This is a genomic window from Caulobacter sp. UNC358MFTsu5.1 (assembly GCF_000712075.1).
Taxonomy (GTDB): Bacteria; Pseudomonadota; Alphaproteobacteria; order Caulobacterales; family Caulobacteraceae; genus Caulobacter.
The window spans coordinates 204,395-218,625 of the sequence record NZ_JONW01000010.1 but is presented as its reverse complement, the minus strand read 5'-3'; the positions used below and the strand labels follow the sequence as shown (position 1 = coordinate 218,625).

General features: G+C 69.5%; 15 protein-coding genes and 1 riboswitch. Of the genes, 11 read left to right on the top strand and 4 right to left on the bottom strand.

Translation table 11 applies throughout. The features are described from left to right. Positions 1-28: 28 nt before the first annotated feature. Positions 29-257: riboswitch (cobalamin riboswitch) on the top strand. Between the two features lie 119 nt (positions 258-376). Then, positions 377-2,704, top strand: coding sequence for a 5-methyltetrahydropteroyltriglutamate--homocysteine S-methyltransferase (gene metE / locus BR39_RS0120395; protein WP_029915633.1), 2,328 nt, complete (start codon positions 377-379; stop codon positions 2,702-2,704). 86 nt (positions 2,705-2,790) lie between these two features. On the opposite strand, the gene BR39_RS0120390 is transcribed toward metE, so the two are convergent. After that, a complete protein-coding gene (locus tag BR39_RS0120390; protein WP_029915631.1) occupies positions 2,791-3,354 on the bottom strand; it encodes a nucleoside 2-deoxyribosyltransferase in 564 nt (187 codons plus the stop codon). A 49-nt stretch (positions 3,355-3,403) separates the two neighbouring features. On the opposite strand from BR39_RS0120390, the gene BR39_RS0120385 reads away from it, so the two are divergent. After that, positions 3,404-4,228 carry a CAP domain-containing protein gene (locus tag BR39_RS0120385; RefSeq protein ID WP_029915629.1) on the top strand — a complete coding sequence of 275 codons (825 nt, stop codon included), beginning with the start codon at positions 3,404-3,406 and terminating at the stop codon, positions 4,226-4,228. A 67-nt stretch (positions 4,229-4,295) separates the two neighbouring features. On the opposite strand, the gene ilvC is transcribed toward BR39_RS0120385, so the two are convergent. Next, positions 4,296-5,315: a ketol-acid reductoisomerase gene (ilvC, locus tag BR39_RS0120380; protein ID WP_029915627.1), complete on the bottom strand. Its 1,020-nt coding sequence runs from the start codon at positions 5,313-5,315 to the stop codon at positions 4,296-4,298. A 167-nt stretch (positions 5,316-5,482) separates the two neighbouring features. Between ilvC and BR39_RS0120375 the strand changes: the two genes are divergently transcribed. Continuing rightward, complete coding sequence (locus BR39_RS0120375) at positions 5,483-6,418, top strand: NAD(P)H-dependent oxidoreductase (RefSeq protein ID WP_029915625.1); 936 nt, start codon at positions 5,483-5,485, stop codon at positions 6,416-6,418. Here the strand turns inward: BR39_RS0120375 and BR39_RS0120370 are convergent. Then, positions 6,415-6,816 carry a DoxX family protein gene (locus BR39_RS0120370; RefSeq protein WP_029915623.1) on the bottom strand — a complete coding sequence of 134 codons (402 nt, stop codon included), beginning with the start codon at positions 6,814-6,816 and terminating at the stop codon, positions 6,415-6,417. The two genes, BR39_RS0120375 and BR39_RS0120370, sit on opposite strands and share 4 nt — an antisense overlap. 197 nt (positions 6,817-7,013) lie before the next feature. Beyond that, a complete protein-coding gene (locus tag BR39_RS0120365; protein ID WP_029915621.1) occupies positions 7,014-7,943 on the bottom strand; it encodes an RcnB family protein in 930 nt (309 codons plus the stop codon). Between the two features lie 130 nt (positions 7,944-8,073). Here BR39_RS0120365 and BR39_RS0120360 point away from each other — a divergent pair, with 130 nt between their 5' ends. From BR39_RS0120360 to BR39_RS0120325, 8 genes are all read left to right on the top strand, one after another. Further along, positions 8,074-8,628 (top strand): DUF924 family protein, encoded by a 555-nt coding sequence (locus BR39_RS0120360; RefSeq protein WP_029915619.1) that lies wholly within the window; start codon positions 8,074-8,076, stop codon positions 8,626-8,628. Between the two features lie 204 nt (positions 8,629-8,832). Beyond that, positions 8,833-9,675 carry a thymidylate synthase gene (locus BR39_RS0120355; protein WP_029915617.1) on the top strand — a complete coding sequence of 281 codons (843 nt, stop codon included), beginning with the start codon at positions 8,833-8,835 and terminating at the stop codon, positions 9,673-9,675. Further along, complete coding sequence (locus BR39_RS0120350) at positions 9,672-10,100, top strand: PaaI family thioesterase (RefSeq protein WP_029915615.1); 429 nt, start codon at positions 9,672-9,674, stop codon at positions 10,098-10,100. The genes BR39_RS0120355 and BR39_RS0120350 overlap by 4 nt, the downstream gene beginning before the upstream one ends. Positions 10,101-10,167: 67 nt before the next feature. Further along, positions 10,168-11,265, top strand: coding sequence for a hypothetical protein (locus BR39_RS0120345; protein ID WP_156035847.1), 1,098 nt, complete (start codon positions 10,168-10,170; stop codon positions 11,263-11,265). A 47-nt stretch (positions 11,266-11,312) separates the two neighbouring features. Further along, positions 11,313-11,828 (top strand): dihydrofolate reductase, encoded by a 516-nt coding sequence (locus BR39_RS0120340; protein WP_029915611.1) that lies wholly within the window; start codon positions 11,313-11,315, stop codon positions 11,826-11,828. Then, positions 11,825-12,220, top strand: coding sequence for a hypothetical protein (locus BR39_RS0120335; protein WP_231499523.1), 396 nt, complete (start codon positions 11,825-11,827; stop codon positions 12,218-12,220). The genes BR39_RS0120340 and BR39_RS0120335 overlap by 4 nt, the downstream gene beginning before the upstream one ends. Before the next feature lie 181 nt (positions 12,221-12,401). Further along, positions 12,402-13,313, top strand: coding sequence for an SMP-30/gluconolactonase/LRE family protein (locus BR39_RS0120330; protein ID WP_029915607.1), 912 nt, complete (start codon positions 12,402-12,404; stop codon positions 13,311-13,313). A 105-nt stretch (positions 13,314-13,418) separates the two neighbouring features. After that, a complete protein-coding gene (locus BR39_RS0120325) occupies positions 13,419-14,210 on the top strand; it encodes an SDR family NAD(P)-dependent oxidoreductase (protein WP_029915599.1) in 792 nt (263 codons plus the stop codon). Positions 14,211-14,231: the final 21 nt, after the last annotated feature.

The following is a 14,231-nucleotide window of genomic DNA, read 5'->3' as shown; positions in this document are numbered from 1 at the left end:
TCCCTCTTGACGGTCGGCTGGAACGGGCGCTCTCTAGGCTCGTCGTGGTCTGCGGACGTTCGCGTCCGGAGCTAAGAGGGAAGTCGGTGCGGGGGTGAAATCCCAAATCCGGCGCTGCCCCCGCAACTGTGAGCGGCGAGCCGCTGTCCGATACGTGTCACTGACGCGCCGAAGCTGGATCGGTGGCGTGTCGGGAAGGCCAGGACAGGGGCGCTGACCCGTGAGCCAGGAGACCTGCCCCGACAGATAACGTCCTCCGGCGGGGTGCCCGGTCTGGTCGCTTGCAAAGGCGCGGCCGGGGCGTGAGCACCCGTGCGCGACCGGCCGCGCGCGCCCCGATCAGCCTCCGCCTTCACACCGGCAGAGGCTTTTTGAAATGACCGTCACCGTCGCCACCCTGGGCTTTCCCCGCATCGGCCCGCGCCGCGAGCTGAAGCTCGCGCTCGAGGACCATTGGGCGGGCAAGACCGACGCCCCGTCCCTGCTCGCCACCGGCGCCGGCCTGCGCGCCCAGGCCTGGAAACGCCAGAAGGCCCTGGGCGTCGATCACGTGCCCAGCAACGACTTCTCGCTCTACGACCACGTGCTGGACGCCAGCGTCATGGTCGGCGCCATCCCCGCGGCCTACGGCCGGGTCGGCGACGCCGTCGACACCGCCACCTACTTCGCCATGGCGCGCGGAACCCAGGGCCAGGCCGAGGCCTGCGAACACGGCCACGTCCACGGCCACGGCGCGGGCCTGCCGGCCATGGAGATGACCAAGTGGTTCGACACCAACTACCACTACCTGACCCCCGAGGTGTCGCGCGACCAGGTCTTCGCCCTGGCGTCCACCAAGCCGATCGACGAATTCCTGGAGGCCAAGGCCCTGGGAATCCGCACCCGCCCCGTGCTGCTGGGCCCGGTCACCTTCCTGAAGCTGGCCAAGAGCCGTGATCCGGACTTCTCGCCCCTCACCCTGCTGTCGTCGCTGATCCCGGTCTATGTCGAGGTGCTGCAGCGCCTGACAGCGGCCGGCGCCGACTGGGTGCAGATCGACGAACCCTGCCTGGCCCTGGACCTGACCGAGTTCGAGCGCGGCGAGCTGCGCCGGGCCTACGGCCTGCTGACCCACGCCACGCCCGGCCTGCGGATCATGCTGACCAGCTATTTCGGAGCCTATGGCGACAACCTGTCGACCGCCGCCAACCTGCCGGTCGACGGCCTGCACATCGACCTGGCCCGCGCGCCCGAGCAACTGGACGCGGTGCTGTCGGCGACCCGCGAGGGGCTGGTGCTGTCGCTGGGCGTGATCGACGGCCGCAACGTCTGGCGCGCCGATCTGGAGGCCCTGCTGGACCGCCTGGACCCGATCGTCTCCAAGCGCGGCGGCGACCGCGTGATCCTGGCGCCGTCGTGCTCGCTGCTGCACACCCCGATCGACCTGGAACTGGAGACGGCCCTCGATCCGGAGGTCCGTCAATGGCTGGCCTTCGCCGTCCAGAAGATCGAAGAGCTGGCGATCCTGGCCAGGGCGCTGAACGAGGGCCGCGAGGCCGTCCGTCCGGCCCTGGAGGCCGCCTCCAAGGCCGCCGCGGCGCGTCGGGCCTCGCCGCGCATCCATGACCCGGCGGTCCAGGCCCGGCTGGCGGCCGTGACGCCGGACGACGCAGAACGCGCCTCGCCGTTCGCCCAGCGTATCGCCCTGCAGCAGGCCCGCCTCAACCTGCCGCCGCTGCCGACCACTACGATCGGCTCGTTCCCCCAGACCAGCGCCGTGCGCAAGGCCCGCGCCGCCCACGCCAAGGGCGCCCTGGCCGACGCCGACTACCAGGTCTTCCTGCGCGAGGAGACCGCCGCCGCCGTGGCCTGGCAGGAGGAGATCGACCTGGACGTGCTGGTGCACGGCGAGTTCGAGCGCAACGACATGGTCCAGTACTTCGGCGAGCAACTGGCCGGCTTCGTGTTCACCAAGCACGCCTGGGTGCAGTCGTACGGCTCGCGTTGCGTGCGGCCGCCGATCATCTACGGCGACGTCTCGCGTCCGCGACCGATGACGGTGGAGTGGTGGCGCTACGCCCAGTCGCTGACCGACCGGCCGATGAAGGGCATGCTGACCGGCCCGGTCACCATCCTGCAGTGGTCGTTCGTCCGTGACGACATCCCGCGCAGCCGGACCTGCCGCCAGATCGCCCTGGCCATCCGTGACGAGGTGCTCGACCTGGAGGCGGCCGGGGCCAAGGTCATCCAGATCGACGAGGCGGCCCTGCGCGAGGGCTTGCCCCTGCGCCGCGCCGATCGCCAGGCCTATCTGGACTGGGCGGTGGAGGCCTTCCGCCTGACCGCCTCCGGCGTCCGCGACGAGACCCAGATCCACACCCACATGTGCTATTCGGAGTTCAACGACATCATCGCCGCGATCGGGGCGATGGACGCCGACGTCATCTCCATCGAGACCGCGCGCTCGAAGATGGAGCTGCTGGACGCCTTCGAGGCCTACGCCTATCCGGCCGAGATCGGGCCCGGCGTCTACGACATCCACGCCCCGCGCGTGCCGGGGTCCGAGGAAATGGTCGCCCTGCTGGCCAGCGCCGGCGCGCGCCTGTCGCCCGGCCAGCTGTGGGTCAATCCCGACTGCGGCCTGAAGACCCGCAAGTGGGACGAGGTCCGCCCGGCCCTGGTCAACATGGTGGCGGCGGCCAAGGCCGCGCGGGCGGCGTTGTAGCCTGAAGAAGGGGACACACACTCACCCCACGGTCTTCGCCGAACTGGCTAGGCCTTGCCGTGAGTGTGTGTCCCCACCTTAATCCCCTACTCCGCGTACAGCGCCAGGGCGTCCAGGCACATCTCCAGGCCCGTCAGGTCGTGCAGCGGGTCATCGGTGATGATCACGAACAGCCGCCGGGCCTCGGCCCACAGCATCAGGGTCTCGGGCAGGCCGAAGTCCTCGACCACGCAGCCGTCGCCGTCGCGCCAGACGCCGTGCTCGTCGCGCTGGGCGCCGACGTGCACCTCGACGCGGTCGACATATTCGGCCTCGCTCTCGTCGGCGATGTTGACATAGGCCATGATCGGCCGCCCCAGCCCGGCCAGCACGCCGGCCTCGAAGGCGGCGGCGCTGGCGCAGGACGGGCCGCGGAACGGGGTCAGGTTGATGATCCCGGCGTCCGCCTGCCGCAGCTTGGCCATCCTCTCGGCGTACAGTTCCCGAGCCTGGACCTCGACATTGTCGGCCTGGGTCTCGACGATGGCGGGAGCGGTCAGGCCGGTGAAGCCGTTATCAGCACAGAGGGCGCGTTGGCGCGAACCTTGCGCCTCGGCGTCGGGAAGCCAGGGTTCGGGTCCGGCCAGCCAGATGGAACGTACGGGTCTCATGGCCCTTAGAACTTGCCGAAACGGGACGCTGTCAACCGCCTTGAGGACCATGCTCGCCCCCAAAACCGTCCTGGACCGCCGCACCCTGATCGCCGCGACCGCCTCCGCCCTGGTCCTGCCCGGGCTCGTCCCCGCCCGCGCCGGGGCCGCCATGAGCGACCCGTGGCTGGCCTATGACCGCCGCCTGCGCCGCCAGCTGGCGGAAAACCGGGGCGACTTCGATCCCGATTTCGAGACCGACCTGCACGATCTGGGCGACATCTTCCGGCGCGCCCAGGGCCTGGCCGCCCTGGCGCCCGATCCCGGCCTGACCCTGGCCGCCCGCGCCCACGCCGCCGACATCGCCCGCACCGGCGTCTTCGACCACATGACCCGCGAAGGGTTCGGCCCGGCCGCCCGCGTGGGCCTGCTGGCCCGCGACCTAGTGGGGGCCCCGGGCGAGAACATCGCCGAGCGGCTGAACGCCAGCGGCGCCGTGCGCCCCGACCAGATCATGGGCCAGTGGAAATCCAGCCCCGGCCACCGCGCCAACCTGCTGGCGCCCGGCTTCACCCACGTGGGCTACGGCGTGCTGCGCCAGGGCCGCGAGGTGATGGCGGTCGGCGCCTATGCCGAGGTCTCGGCGCGCCTCTCCGCCCCCGCCCCGCTGCGCGTGGCGTCGGTCGGCGTGATCGCCGCGGCCCTGTCCGGCGCCGTCCCGCGCATCGACCAGTTCTCGGTGTCCGAACCGGGCGGCGAGGCCCTGGTCGAGACCTATGTCGAGAGCCCCAACGCCCAGACCCTGCCGCCCGGCGCCTGGCAGTTGCGCCCGCACCTGTCGACCGGTCCACGGAAGTATCAGGTGGCCTGGGGGCCGGTCTTCGTGCTGGGGTGAGCGCACAACGAAAAACGGCGGGCCCTTTCGAGCCCGCCGTTCGTCGTTTCAGCGATGAAGCCGAAGCCTAGTTCTTGGCCACGTCCACCAGCTTGTTCTTGGCGATCCAGGGCATCATGGCGCGCAGGCGGCCGCCGACTTCCTCGATCTGGTGCTCGGCCGAGCGGCGACGGGTCGCCTTGAAGCTGGGCTGGCCCACCTGGTTTTCCAGCATGAAGTCGCGGACGAACTTGCCCGACTGGATGTCGTCCAGCACGCGCTTCATCTCGGCCTTGGTCTCCGGGGTGATGATGCGCGGACCGGTGACGTATTCGCCGTACTCGGCCGTGTTGCTGATCGAGTAGTTCATGTTGGCGATGCCGCCTTCGTACATGAGGTCGACGATCAGCTTCAGTTCGTGCAGGCACTCGAAATAGGCCATTTCGGGCGCGTAGCCGGCTTCCACCAGCACTTCGAAACCGGCGCGGACCAGCTCGACCGTGCCGCCGCAGAGGACGGCCTGCTCGCCGAACAGGTCGGTTTCGCATTCCTCGCGGAAGTTGGTCTCGATGATGCCCGAGCGGCCGCCGCCGATGGCGCTGGCGTAGGCCAGGCCGAGGTCGAGGGCGTTGCCGGTGGCGTTGTGGTGCACCGCGATCAGGCAGGGCACGCCGCCGCCCTTCTGGTACTCGCCGCGCACGGTGTGGCCGGGGCCCTTCGGGGCGACCATCAGCACGTCGATGGTGTCCTTGGGCTCGATCAGGCCGAAGTGCACGTTCAGGCCGTGGGCGAACAGCAGGGCCGCGCCGTCGCGGATGTTGGGCGCGATGTCGTTCTTGTAGATCGCGGCCTGATGCTCGTCGGGGGCCAGGATCATCAGCAGGTCGGCCCAGGCGGCGGCTTCGGCCACGGTCATGACCTTCAGGCCTTCGCCCTCGGCCTTCTTGGCGGTCGGCGAGCCGGCGCGCAGGGCGACCGCCACGTTCTTGGCGCCGGAGTCCCGAAGGTTGAGCGCGTGGGCATGACCTTGCGAACCATAGCCTACGATCGCGATCTTCTTGTCCAAGATGCGAGCGAGGTCGGCGTCGCGATCATAATAGACGCGCATGTTTTTTCTCCAAGACTGGTCAAATACGGCCGCCCCACGCAACGGCGAAGCGACAAAGGCCGGGCGTTTGAGCGTTTTTTTGCCGTTTCGTCAAGGCGATGACGACAGAACGTTGTGACCCGAAAGCCTCTGTGGCGACGTTTTAAGCCTTGAGGCGTTCCACCGCCATGGCCAGCCCGCGAGAAGCCCCCGAAGACGCCCCGATCGTTTCCCCTGAACCCGCCGAGGATCGCGCCCTTCGCGTGCTGCTGATCGCCGGCTCGCAGCGGCGGCACAACAGCTGTCCGGGCCTGGACTCCAAGGCTCGGGCGCTCATGCTGCGAATGGCCGCACGCCTGCCGGCCGCGTGGCAGATCGACACCGAGGACCTGGGCAACCAGCACGGCAAGCCCAAGATCCAGGCCTGCAACGCCTGCGTTTCCTCGTCGATGGCGCTCTGCGTCTGGCCCTGCAACTGCTACGGCCCGCGCAGCACCACCCAGCCCGATCTGATGTGGGACCTGGACCTCTACGGCCGCCTGGCCCGCGCCGACGCCTGGGCCTTCATCGGTCCGACCAACTGGTACGGGCCCACGACCAATTTCAAGCTGATGTTCGACCGGCTGGTCTGCGCGGCGGGCGGCAATCCGCGTCCCGACCTGATCGACAAGAAGGACACGCTGAAGGCCCAGGCCCTGGAGCGCTCGCCACAGTGGAAGCGGCTGACGAAGAACCACCTGGAGGGCCGCACGGCCGCCTTCTTCACCTATTGCGACGGCGGGGCCAACGAGATGGGCGAGGACGGTCGGCCCAAGCTGGTCAAGGAGAAGGCCTGGTTCGATCCGAAGAAGGAGCCCTACGCCGACGAGCGGCTGGCCTATCAGGGCCTGGTCTGGCAGTGCCGCTACAGCGGGATCGAGGTCCCGGACGAGCTCTGGACCGCCGGGGTGTTCGGTGAAGGCAAGCCCTATGCCGACGACCAGGCCGACGACATGATGGCCGAGGCCGATCATGTCGCCCAGTTCGACGCCTGGGTCGAACGCTTCGTCGCCCATGTGGTCCCGAAGGGGATCGTGGCCACCAAGGACGACGAGCGGGCGGCGAAGTCGACGACGAACGTCTAGGCGGTCGCCCCGTCGCGCCACGGGAACAGCGCCCGCAGCGCCGGGGTCCGCAGCCACAGGCCGCCCCACATGAACAGGCCCAGATAGATCGAGAACAGCTCGTGGCTGAACAGCGGGTTCTCGACCCGCACCTGGGTGGCCATGGCCCCGCCCAGCAGACCGGTCATCAGCACGGCGCCCAGCAGGGCGGTGCGCGGGAACAGGTACAGGGCGACGAAGGTCAGCTCCATGATCCCGATCATCAGGACATAGTCGGCCTTCCAGCCCAAGGCCGTCAGGGTGTCGGCCGCCACCGGCATGCCGGTCAGTTTCGGCAGGACGGACGCGCCCAGCATGAACAGGGCGAACAGGCCGGTCAGGACGCGTCCGGTCCAGACCATGGGCGAAGCTTTCAACATCGTCGTTCCTTTCGAGGCCGCGACACGGCGGGGAAGGCGTTGCGCCTGGGCCCCTAGGACGCGCGTTCGGCCCGCCGGCCGACACGCCGCCTCGAAAAACTTCACCGCCCTGGCCTTGGCCCGCGGGCGACCGCGAGAAACGACAAACCCCGGGCGGATGGGAATCCGCCCGGGGCTCGCTCAGGACAGGACCGGTCCTACCAGAACAGGCCGTAGTAGACGCTCAGCACCTGGCCGCTCCAGACGTCGACCAGCAGGGCGTCGTTGCCGACGCGGACCCACTCGCAGCCGACCGGCGGATACGGCAGGCCGTACTGCCAGGCGTCCAGGTAGTAGGACGACCCGTACCAGCCGCCGGGCAGGTAGTCGCCGAACGACCAGTGGCGCACGTAGAAGCCGCGCGGATAGCGATAGGCCGGGGCGCGATAGCGCTGCACGGCGCGGTAGGACGGACGGTACTGGCGCTGGTCGTAGCGCGGGCGGTCGTTGTCGCGGTCGCGCCAGCGGCCGTCGCCCGGGCGCGGACCGGGACGGCCCTGGTCGCCGCGTCCGGGACCACGGTCCCAGCCGCCGTTCTGGGCGTTACGGTCCCAGCCGCCGCGACCGTCACGGCCGTCACGATCGCCTCGGTTCTGGTCGCCGCGATTCTGGTCGCCACGATTTTGGCCCTGGTCGGGTCGGCCTTGGTCGGGACGGCCCTGGTCGCCGCGGTTCCAGCCGCCGCCGCGTCCGCCTTGGCCGCGCCAGCCGCTGTCGCCGCCCTGTTGCGGCGCCTGAGCCTGGGGCGCGGGGGCGGGCTGCTGGGGCTGAGGCGCCGGCCGGTCGCCGCGGTCGGGACGGCCGCCGCGGTCACCACGGTCGCCGCCGCCGGACTGACGCCAGCCGCCGCGATCCCCGCCGCCCGACGGCGGCTGCGACTGTTGTTGAGGCTGCTGCTGCGGCGCGGCCTGGGGCTGCTGCTGGCGCCAGCCGCCGCCGTCGCCGCGCCCGCCGGCGCCCGGCCCGCGCTCGCGGCCCTGGCGGTCGACGCGCTCGGCGCCATCTTGTCCCAGGCCCGCGCCGGCGGCGTGCGCCGAGACCCCGCCCAGTAAGGACAGAACCACAGCCGTCGTGATCAGACGTTTCATTGCTTTCCAAGTGCTCCAAGGGGCCTTGCATCGGCCCTGTCGCTCATCCCTTGTAAGCAGTGTCGTCCTTGCTCGATGAACCGCGTTTGAACGACGCGATCCGTCGAACGCCGCCGCCGGGAGAGACTTGATGACCGCCAAACCACAGGACGTGCTGGGCTTCTGGACCGCCGCCGGACCCGACAAGTGGTTCGCCAAGTCCGACGCCTTCGACGAGGCCATCCGGCTGAAGTTCGAACCCGTCCACCTGGCCGCCGCGCGGGGCAAGTACGATGCCTGGGCCGAGCAGGCCGAGGGCGCCCTGGCCCTGCTGATCCTGCTCGACCAGTTCCCCCGCAACCTCTACCGGGGCGGCGGCCACGCCTTCGCCACCGACGGCAAGGCCCGCGCCATCGCGGCCGCCGCCATCGCCGCCGGCCACGACAAGGCCGTCGAACCCACGCTGCGGCCGTTCTTCTACCTGCCCTACGAGCACTCCGAATCCCTGGCCGACCAGGAGACCAGCATCGGGCTGTTCGAAGGGCTGCTGAAGGACACCGGCGACGCCGACAGCCTGAAATGGGCCATCGCCCACCGCGACATCATCGCCCGCTTCGGCCGGTTCCCGCACCGGAACGCCGCCCTGGGCCGCACGACCACGGCGGCGGAACAGGCGTTCCTCGACGAGGGCGGCTTCGCGGGTTGAAGGAACACGCCTTCCCTCCCCCTTGTGGGGAGGGGGGACCAGCGAAGCTGGTGGGTGGGGTCTGCTGACTCATCAAACCCCACCCGACCCTGGCTCCGCCAGGGCCACCCTCCCCTCAAGGGGGAGGGACAAGTCTCCATCGGATGTGGATGAGTGCCTGTGCCGCACTGGATGGAAGGCTGATTCTGTCCCACCTTGGGGACCATGAACGCCATCGCGCCGATTCACGCCGAACAGGCTCCCGCCGACCATCCCGAGCGGCAGTACCTGAACCTGCTCGCCGACATCCTGGAGAACGGCGTCCAGCGCGGCGACCGCACGGGCACCGGCACGCTGGGCGTGTTCGGGCGGCAGATCCGCTTCGACCTGTCGCAAGGCTTCCCGGTGCTGACCACCAAGAAGCTGCACCTGCGCTCGATCATCGTCGAGCTGCTGTGGTTCCTGAAGGGCGACACCAACGTGCGCTACCTGCAGGACAACGGCTGCAAGATCTGGGACGAGTGGGCCGACGAGAACGGCGACCTGGGTCCGGTCTACGGCAAGCAGTGGCGCTCGTGGGCCGCGCCCAACGGTCAGTCGATCGACCAGATCGCCAACCTGGTCGAAGGCCTGAAGACCAATCCCAACAGCCGCCGCCACATCGTCAGCGCCTGGAACCCGGCCGACGTCGAGGACATGGCCCTGCCGCCCTGCCACTGCCTGTTCCAGTTCTTCGTGGCCGACGGCAAGCTGAGCTGCCAGCTCTACCAACGCAGCGCCGACGTGTTCCTGGGCGTGCCGTTCAACATCGCCTCCTACGCCCTGCTGACGATCATGGTCGCCCAGGTCGTCGGCCTTGAGCCAGGCGAGTTCGTCCACACCTTCGGCGACGCGCATCTCTACCTGAACCACCTGGACCAGGCCCGCGAGCAGATCCAGCGCGAGCCCAAGCCCTTCCCCACCCTGAAGATGGCCGACAAGCGCGACCTGTTCGCCTTCGAATACGAGGACTTCCAGCTGGAAGGCTACGAGGCCCACCCGCACATCAAGGCGGCGGTCGCCGTTTGACCTGGGCCACCGACCGGCTCGACCAGATCAAGGGCGGCGACGTCGTCCTGCCGGCCGTGGTCCAGACCCTGAAGCTGGGCGGCCTGGACGACTGGGGCGACGGCTGGGTCCGCAAGACCTGGACGCCCGCTCCCGAACTGCTGAACGTCGACGGCTCGCTGTTCGGCGGCTACATCGCCGCCCTGGCCGACCAGATCCTGGCCTTCGCGGCCATGACCGCCGCGCCGGCCGACGCCATGTTCCGCACCAGCAACCTGAAGGTCGACTTCATCCGGGTGGGCAAGGCCGAGGTCCTGACGATCGAAGGCCGGGTGGTCGCCCGGACCAAGGGCATGATCCACGTCGAGGCCGACTTCCGCCGCCCCGACGGCGAGCTGATCGCCCGCGCCTCGGCCCAGCAGGTCGTGGTCCCCTTCGGCGGCTGACCGCGACCGCCGTCTTCCCCCTCAATGAACCTGTGGTAGAGCTTTCACCTCGAGTTGGGGGATGCTCATGCGGTTTCAGGTCTTTCGCGCACTGGCCAGCGCGCTTGTCGCGGCGCTGACCGTCTCGTCGGCCCAGGCCGCCGCGCCGCCCCCGGTCAGCCTGCGCTCGACCATCATCGTCCCGGTCATCCCGCAGGGCTGGTTCGTCGGGACCTATTCGGCCGACGGCCGCTCGGAGCTGGGCGAGATCACGCCCAAGGATCAAGGCGGCGCCGCCTATGTCGATCTGATCGGCTTCAGCGTCACGCCCGTGCCGCCGGGCGCCACCTTGGCGCAGGTGATGGAGGGCGTCCGCCAGTCCAAGAATGCGCGCTGCGCCGAGCAGAGCAAGCGCGTGGTCGTCGATCCCGCCCTCCCGGGCTGGGGCCAGATCATGGTCTACTGCCTGTCGCCCAAGGACGGCGACACCGTGCTGGAAATCAGCGCCATGGCCTTCCAAGTCCGCGACGACTACCTGTTCTCGACCTGGCGCGCCCGGCGCGAACCCGTGGCCAAGATGGCCGCCTTCATCAAGGCGCGCCAAGCCTCGAGCGCACCGATCACGGTCCAGCGCGAAGGCGCCTGGCGCTTCGACGAGACCGGGCTGGACAAGGCCGACCCCGGCTTGGCCGCCAGCTTGTACGGCGAACTGGCCAAGACCGAGATCTGCAATCTTTCGGCCGGCGAGATCTGCCCCTCGCTGCGCGCGCCGCCGGAGATCGCCGCGCCCACGATCGCCATGCTGCACATCGACGGCACGAACGAACTGACCATGCGCCAGACCATGACGGGCGCTGACGGCAAGCCGGTCAGCGAGATCGCCAAACAGACCCTGGCCGCCGTCAAGGACGGCTCGGCGGACAAGCCGTTCGAGACCCTGCAGGCGATCTCCCTGACCGATCACGACTGGTCGAGCGGCGCCGGTCTCGCCGCCGCCCTGGCCCAGCCGCTGGCGGGCGCGCGGTCGGGCGGCGGGACCCTGTCGGCGGTCGATCACGGGGCGAAGGCCGATCTGGCCACCCGGGGGCGGATGCAGGCCTATGTGGTCATGCTTTCCCGACTCGTCTGGCGGGCCGGCGTGACGCCCGAACGCGAGCATTTGGTGCTGACCGCTCCCGCCCGCTAGCGTCGACTCATCGACATCCTGCGGGGTTGGGGGCTAAGACAGGCCCCATGTCCGTTATCCTTACCGTCGGCCCTGTAGCCCGTTCGCTCAACGGCGTCATCGGCCGCGACAACGACCTGCCCTGGCGGTTGAAGTCCGATCTCCAGATCTTCAAGGCCTGCACGATGAGCAAGCCGGTGATCATGGGCCGCAAGACCTGGGACAGCCTGCCCCGCAAGCCCCTGCCCGGCCGGATGAACATCGTGCTGTCGCGCGACGGCTCGTTCGACCCTAGCCAGGCCGTGGTCTGCGAGAGCTTCCTGGAGGCCGTGCAGATGGCCAAGGAACAGGCGGCCGAGGACGGCGTCGACGAGGTCTGCGTGATCGGCGGCCGGGCCCTGTTCGAGACCGCCCTGCCCAAGGCCAGGCGCCTCTACCTGACCGAGGTCCAGGCCAAGGTCGAGGGCGACGTCAGCTTCCCAGCCTTCGACGAAGCGGCCTGGACGGAAGTGCGCCGCGAGGCGCATCCTGCCGGTCCGGACGACGACCACGCCTTCGTCTTTCGTGTGCTGGAGCGCCGATGATGCGTCAGCTGACCGCCCTGCTCTGCGTGCTGGCCCTGGGCGCGGCCGGAGCCGCCTCCGCCGACGTCAGCCTGGGCCAGAGCGACAGCCTGGCGCGGGCCGCAGCCACCGACGTGGTGATCTTCAACGTGGTCAAGGTGCGGCCGCTGGACGGCGGCGAGGTCGCCAGCTGCCGGGTGTTCGGCCGGGCGATCCGGGCCGAGCGCGGCAAGCGCTTCAAGCCCCGCCAGTCCGTCCGCCTGACCGTGCCCTGCGCCATGGAGGGCGCCGACGCCTCGGACGCCACGCCCAAGTGGGTGGACCGCGAGGCCCTGGTCCGCTCGGCCCACGGCCGCGCCTTCCTGGGCGGCGACGGCGGCCTGATCGCCTATGAGCTTTATGATCTGAACTAGAGCCGGGGACATGCCCTTGCGGCGTGTCTCCAAGTCTTGGCTCCGTGACTGCCGATGGGGACACGCCGCAAGGGCGTGTCCCCGTCCCGGACGCTGCCCCACCGGAAACTTGCCGCCACCTTCAAACGCCCGTTTACTCCCTGGGCGCGCCCGTCAGAGGCGTCATCCCAGGGAGAGACGCATGCAGCTGGAACTCGTCGCCGAGGGTCTGCGGTTTCCGGAAGGCCCGATCGCCATGGCCGACGGCTCGGTGATCCTGACCGAGATCCAGGGCCAGGTCCTGACCCGGGTGCATCCCGACGGCCGCAAGGAGACCGTCGCCGAGGTCCCCGGCGGCCCCAACGGCTCGGCCATCGGCCCGGACGGGGCCATCTACGTCACCAACAACGGCGGCGCCTTCCAGTTCTTCGAGGCCAACGGCCTGAACATCCCCGGCCCCACGCCGCCGACGCACACGGGCGGCTCGATCCAGCGGGTCGACATCGCCACCGGGGCGATCACCACGCTCTACACCGAATGCGACGGCAAGCGGCTGGTCGGGCCCAACGACCTGGTGTTCGACAAGCAAGGCGGCCTCTGGTTCACCGACCACGGCTGCTCGACGCCCGAGGGCCGCAAGTACGGGGCGCTGTACTACGCCCTGACCGACGGCTCGAAGATCACCCGCTGGCGCGACCACTTCGTCTCGCCCAACGGCGTGGGCCTCTCGCCCGACGAGAAGACGGTCTACATGGCCGACACCATGCTGGGACGGCTGTGGTCGTTCGACGTGGCCTCGCCCGGCGTCCTGGCCGACCCCGCGCCCCTGCAGCCCGGCAACGTGGTCTGCAACCTGCCGGGCTACCAACTGCTGGACAGCCTGGCGGTCGAGGCCGACGGCAAGGTCTGCGTGGCCACGATCATCAACGGCGGGATCACCGCCTTCTCGCCCGACGGGACCACCGAGCACTTCGCCTTCCCGGACGTGATCGTCACCAACATCTGCTTCGGCGGGGCCGACATGCGCGACGCCTGGATCACGGCGTCGGGCACCGGCAAGCTCTACAAGGCCCGTTGGCCCAGGCCGGGCCTGAAGCTGAATTTCAACGCGTGATCGTCCTGATCGTGACTTGAATTCACAAGTCCAGGTCGCCGCGGCGGCGTAGTTTGGCGTCGTCGCGGGACCATCTGAGGCCTCGTCAGACAACGGAGCCCAGCCATGGACCTCAAACTGCAAGACAAGACCGCCCTGGTGACCGGCTCGACCGCCGGCATCGGCCTGGAGATCGCCCGCACCCTGGCCGTGGAAGGCGCCAAGGTGTTCGTCACCGGCCGCAGCCAGGCCAAGCTGGACGAGGCGCTGGCCGACATCCGCGCCTCGGGCGGGGACAAGGTCGAGGGCGTGCTCGCCGACGCCGGCACGGCCGACGGCGCCGCCGCCATCCTGAAGGCCGTCCCCAGCATCGACATCCTGGTCAACAACCTGGGCATCTACGAGATGAAGGCGTTCGCCGACATCCCGGACGAGGACTGGCTGCACCTGTTCGAGGTCAACGTGATGAGCGGCGTGCGCCTGTCGCGCGGCTATTTCCCCGGCATGCTGGCGCGCAACTGGGGCCGGGTGATCTTCATCTCCAGCGAAAGCGGCCTCGCGATCCCGGGCGAGATGGTCCACTACGGCATGACCAAGAGCGCCCAGCTGGCCGTCGCCCGCGGCATGGCCCAGCAGACCAAGGGCACCGGCGTGACGGTCAATTCCGTCCTGCCCGGCCCGACCCGCGCGGCGGCCATCGCCGACTTCCTGAAAAGCGTGTCCAGCAACCCGGACGCCTCGACGGCGGAGCACGAGGCCGAGTTCTTCTCCAAGCACCGCTCGTCGTCGCTGCTGCAGCGGATGATCGAGCCGCAGGAGATCGCCAGCCTGGTGGCCTATGTCGCCAGCCCCCTGTCGGCGGCGACCAACGGCGCGTCGCTGAAGGCGGAAGGCGGGCTGGTGACGACGATCGCGTGACGATTGCTCCCTCCCCTTTAT

What these genes read in the sequence shown, in the direction of transcription:
- metE (WP_029915633.1), top strand. Translation starts at nt 377, where the DNA reads ATGACCGTCACCGTCGCCACCCTGGGCTTTCCCCGCATCGGCCCGCGC.
- BR39_RS0120390 (WP_029915631.1), bottom strand. Translation starts at nt 3,354, where the DNA reads ATGAGACCCGTACGTTCCATCTGGCTGGCCGGACCCGAACCCTGGCTT.
- BR39_RS0120385 (WP_029915629.1), top strand. Translation starts at nt 3,404, where the DNA reads ATGCTCGCCCCCAAAACCGTCCTGGACCGCCGCACCCTGATCGCCGCG.
- ilvC (WP_029915627.1), bottom strand. Translation starts at nt 5,315, where the DNA reads ATGCGCGTCTATTATGATCGCGACGCCGACCTCGCTCGCATCTTGGAC.
- BR39_RS0120375 (WP_029915625.1), top strand. Translation starts at nt 5,483, where the DNA reads ATGGCCAGCCCGCGAGAAGCCCCCGAAGACGCCCCGATCGTTTCCCCT.
- BR39_RS0120370 (WP_029915623.1), bottom strand. Translation starts at nt 6,816, where the DNA reads ATGTTGAAAGCTTCGCCCATGGTCTGGACCGGACGCGTCCTGACCGGC.
- BR39_RS0120365 (WP_029915621.1), bottom strand. Translation starts at nt 7,943, where the DNA reads ATGAAACGTCTGATCACGACGGCTGTGGTTCTGTCCTTACTGGGCGGG.
- BR39_RS0120360 (WP_029915619.1), top strand. Translation starts at nt 8,074, where the DNA reads ATGACCGCCAAACCACAGGACGTGCTGGGCTTCTGGACCGCCGCCGGA.
- BR39_RS0120355 (WP_029915617.1), top strand. Translation starts at nt 8,833, where the DNA reads ATGAACGCCATCGCGCCGATTCACGCCGAACAGGCTCCCGCCGACCAT.
- BR39_RS0120345 (WP_156035847.1), top strand. Translation starts at nt 10,168, where the DNA reads ATGCGGTTTCAGGTCTTTCGCGCACTGGCCAGCGCGCTTGTCGCGGCG.
- BR39_RS0120340 (WP_029915611.1), top strand. Translation starts at nt 11,313, where the DNA reads ATGTCCGTTATCCTTACCGTCGGCCCTGTAGCCCGTTCGCTCAACGGC.
- BR39_RS0120335 (WP_231499523.1), top strand. Translation starts at nt 11,825, where the DNA reads ATGATGCGTCAGCTGACCGCCCTGCTCTGCGTGCTGGCCCTGGGCGCG.
- BR39_RS0120330 (WP_029915607.1), top strand. Translation starts at nt 12,402, where the DNA reads ATGCAGCTGGAACTCGTCGCCGAGGGTCTGCGGTTTCCGGAAGGCCCG.
- BR39_RS0120325 (WP_029915599.1), top strand. Translation starts at nt 13,419, where the DNA reads ATGGACCTCAAACTGCAAGACAAGACCGCCCTGGTGACCGGCTCGACC.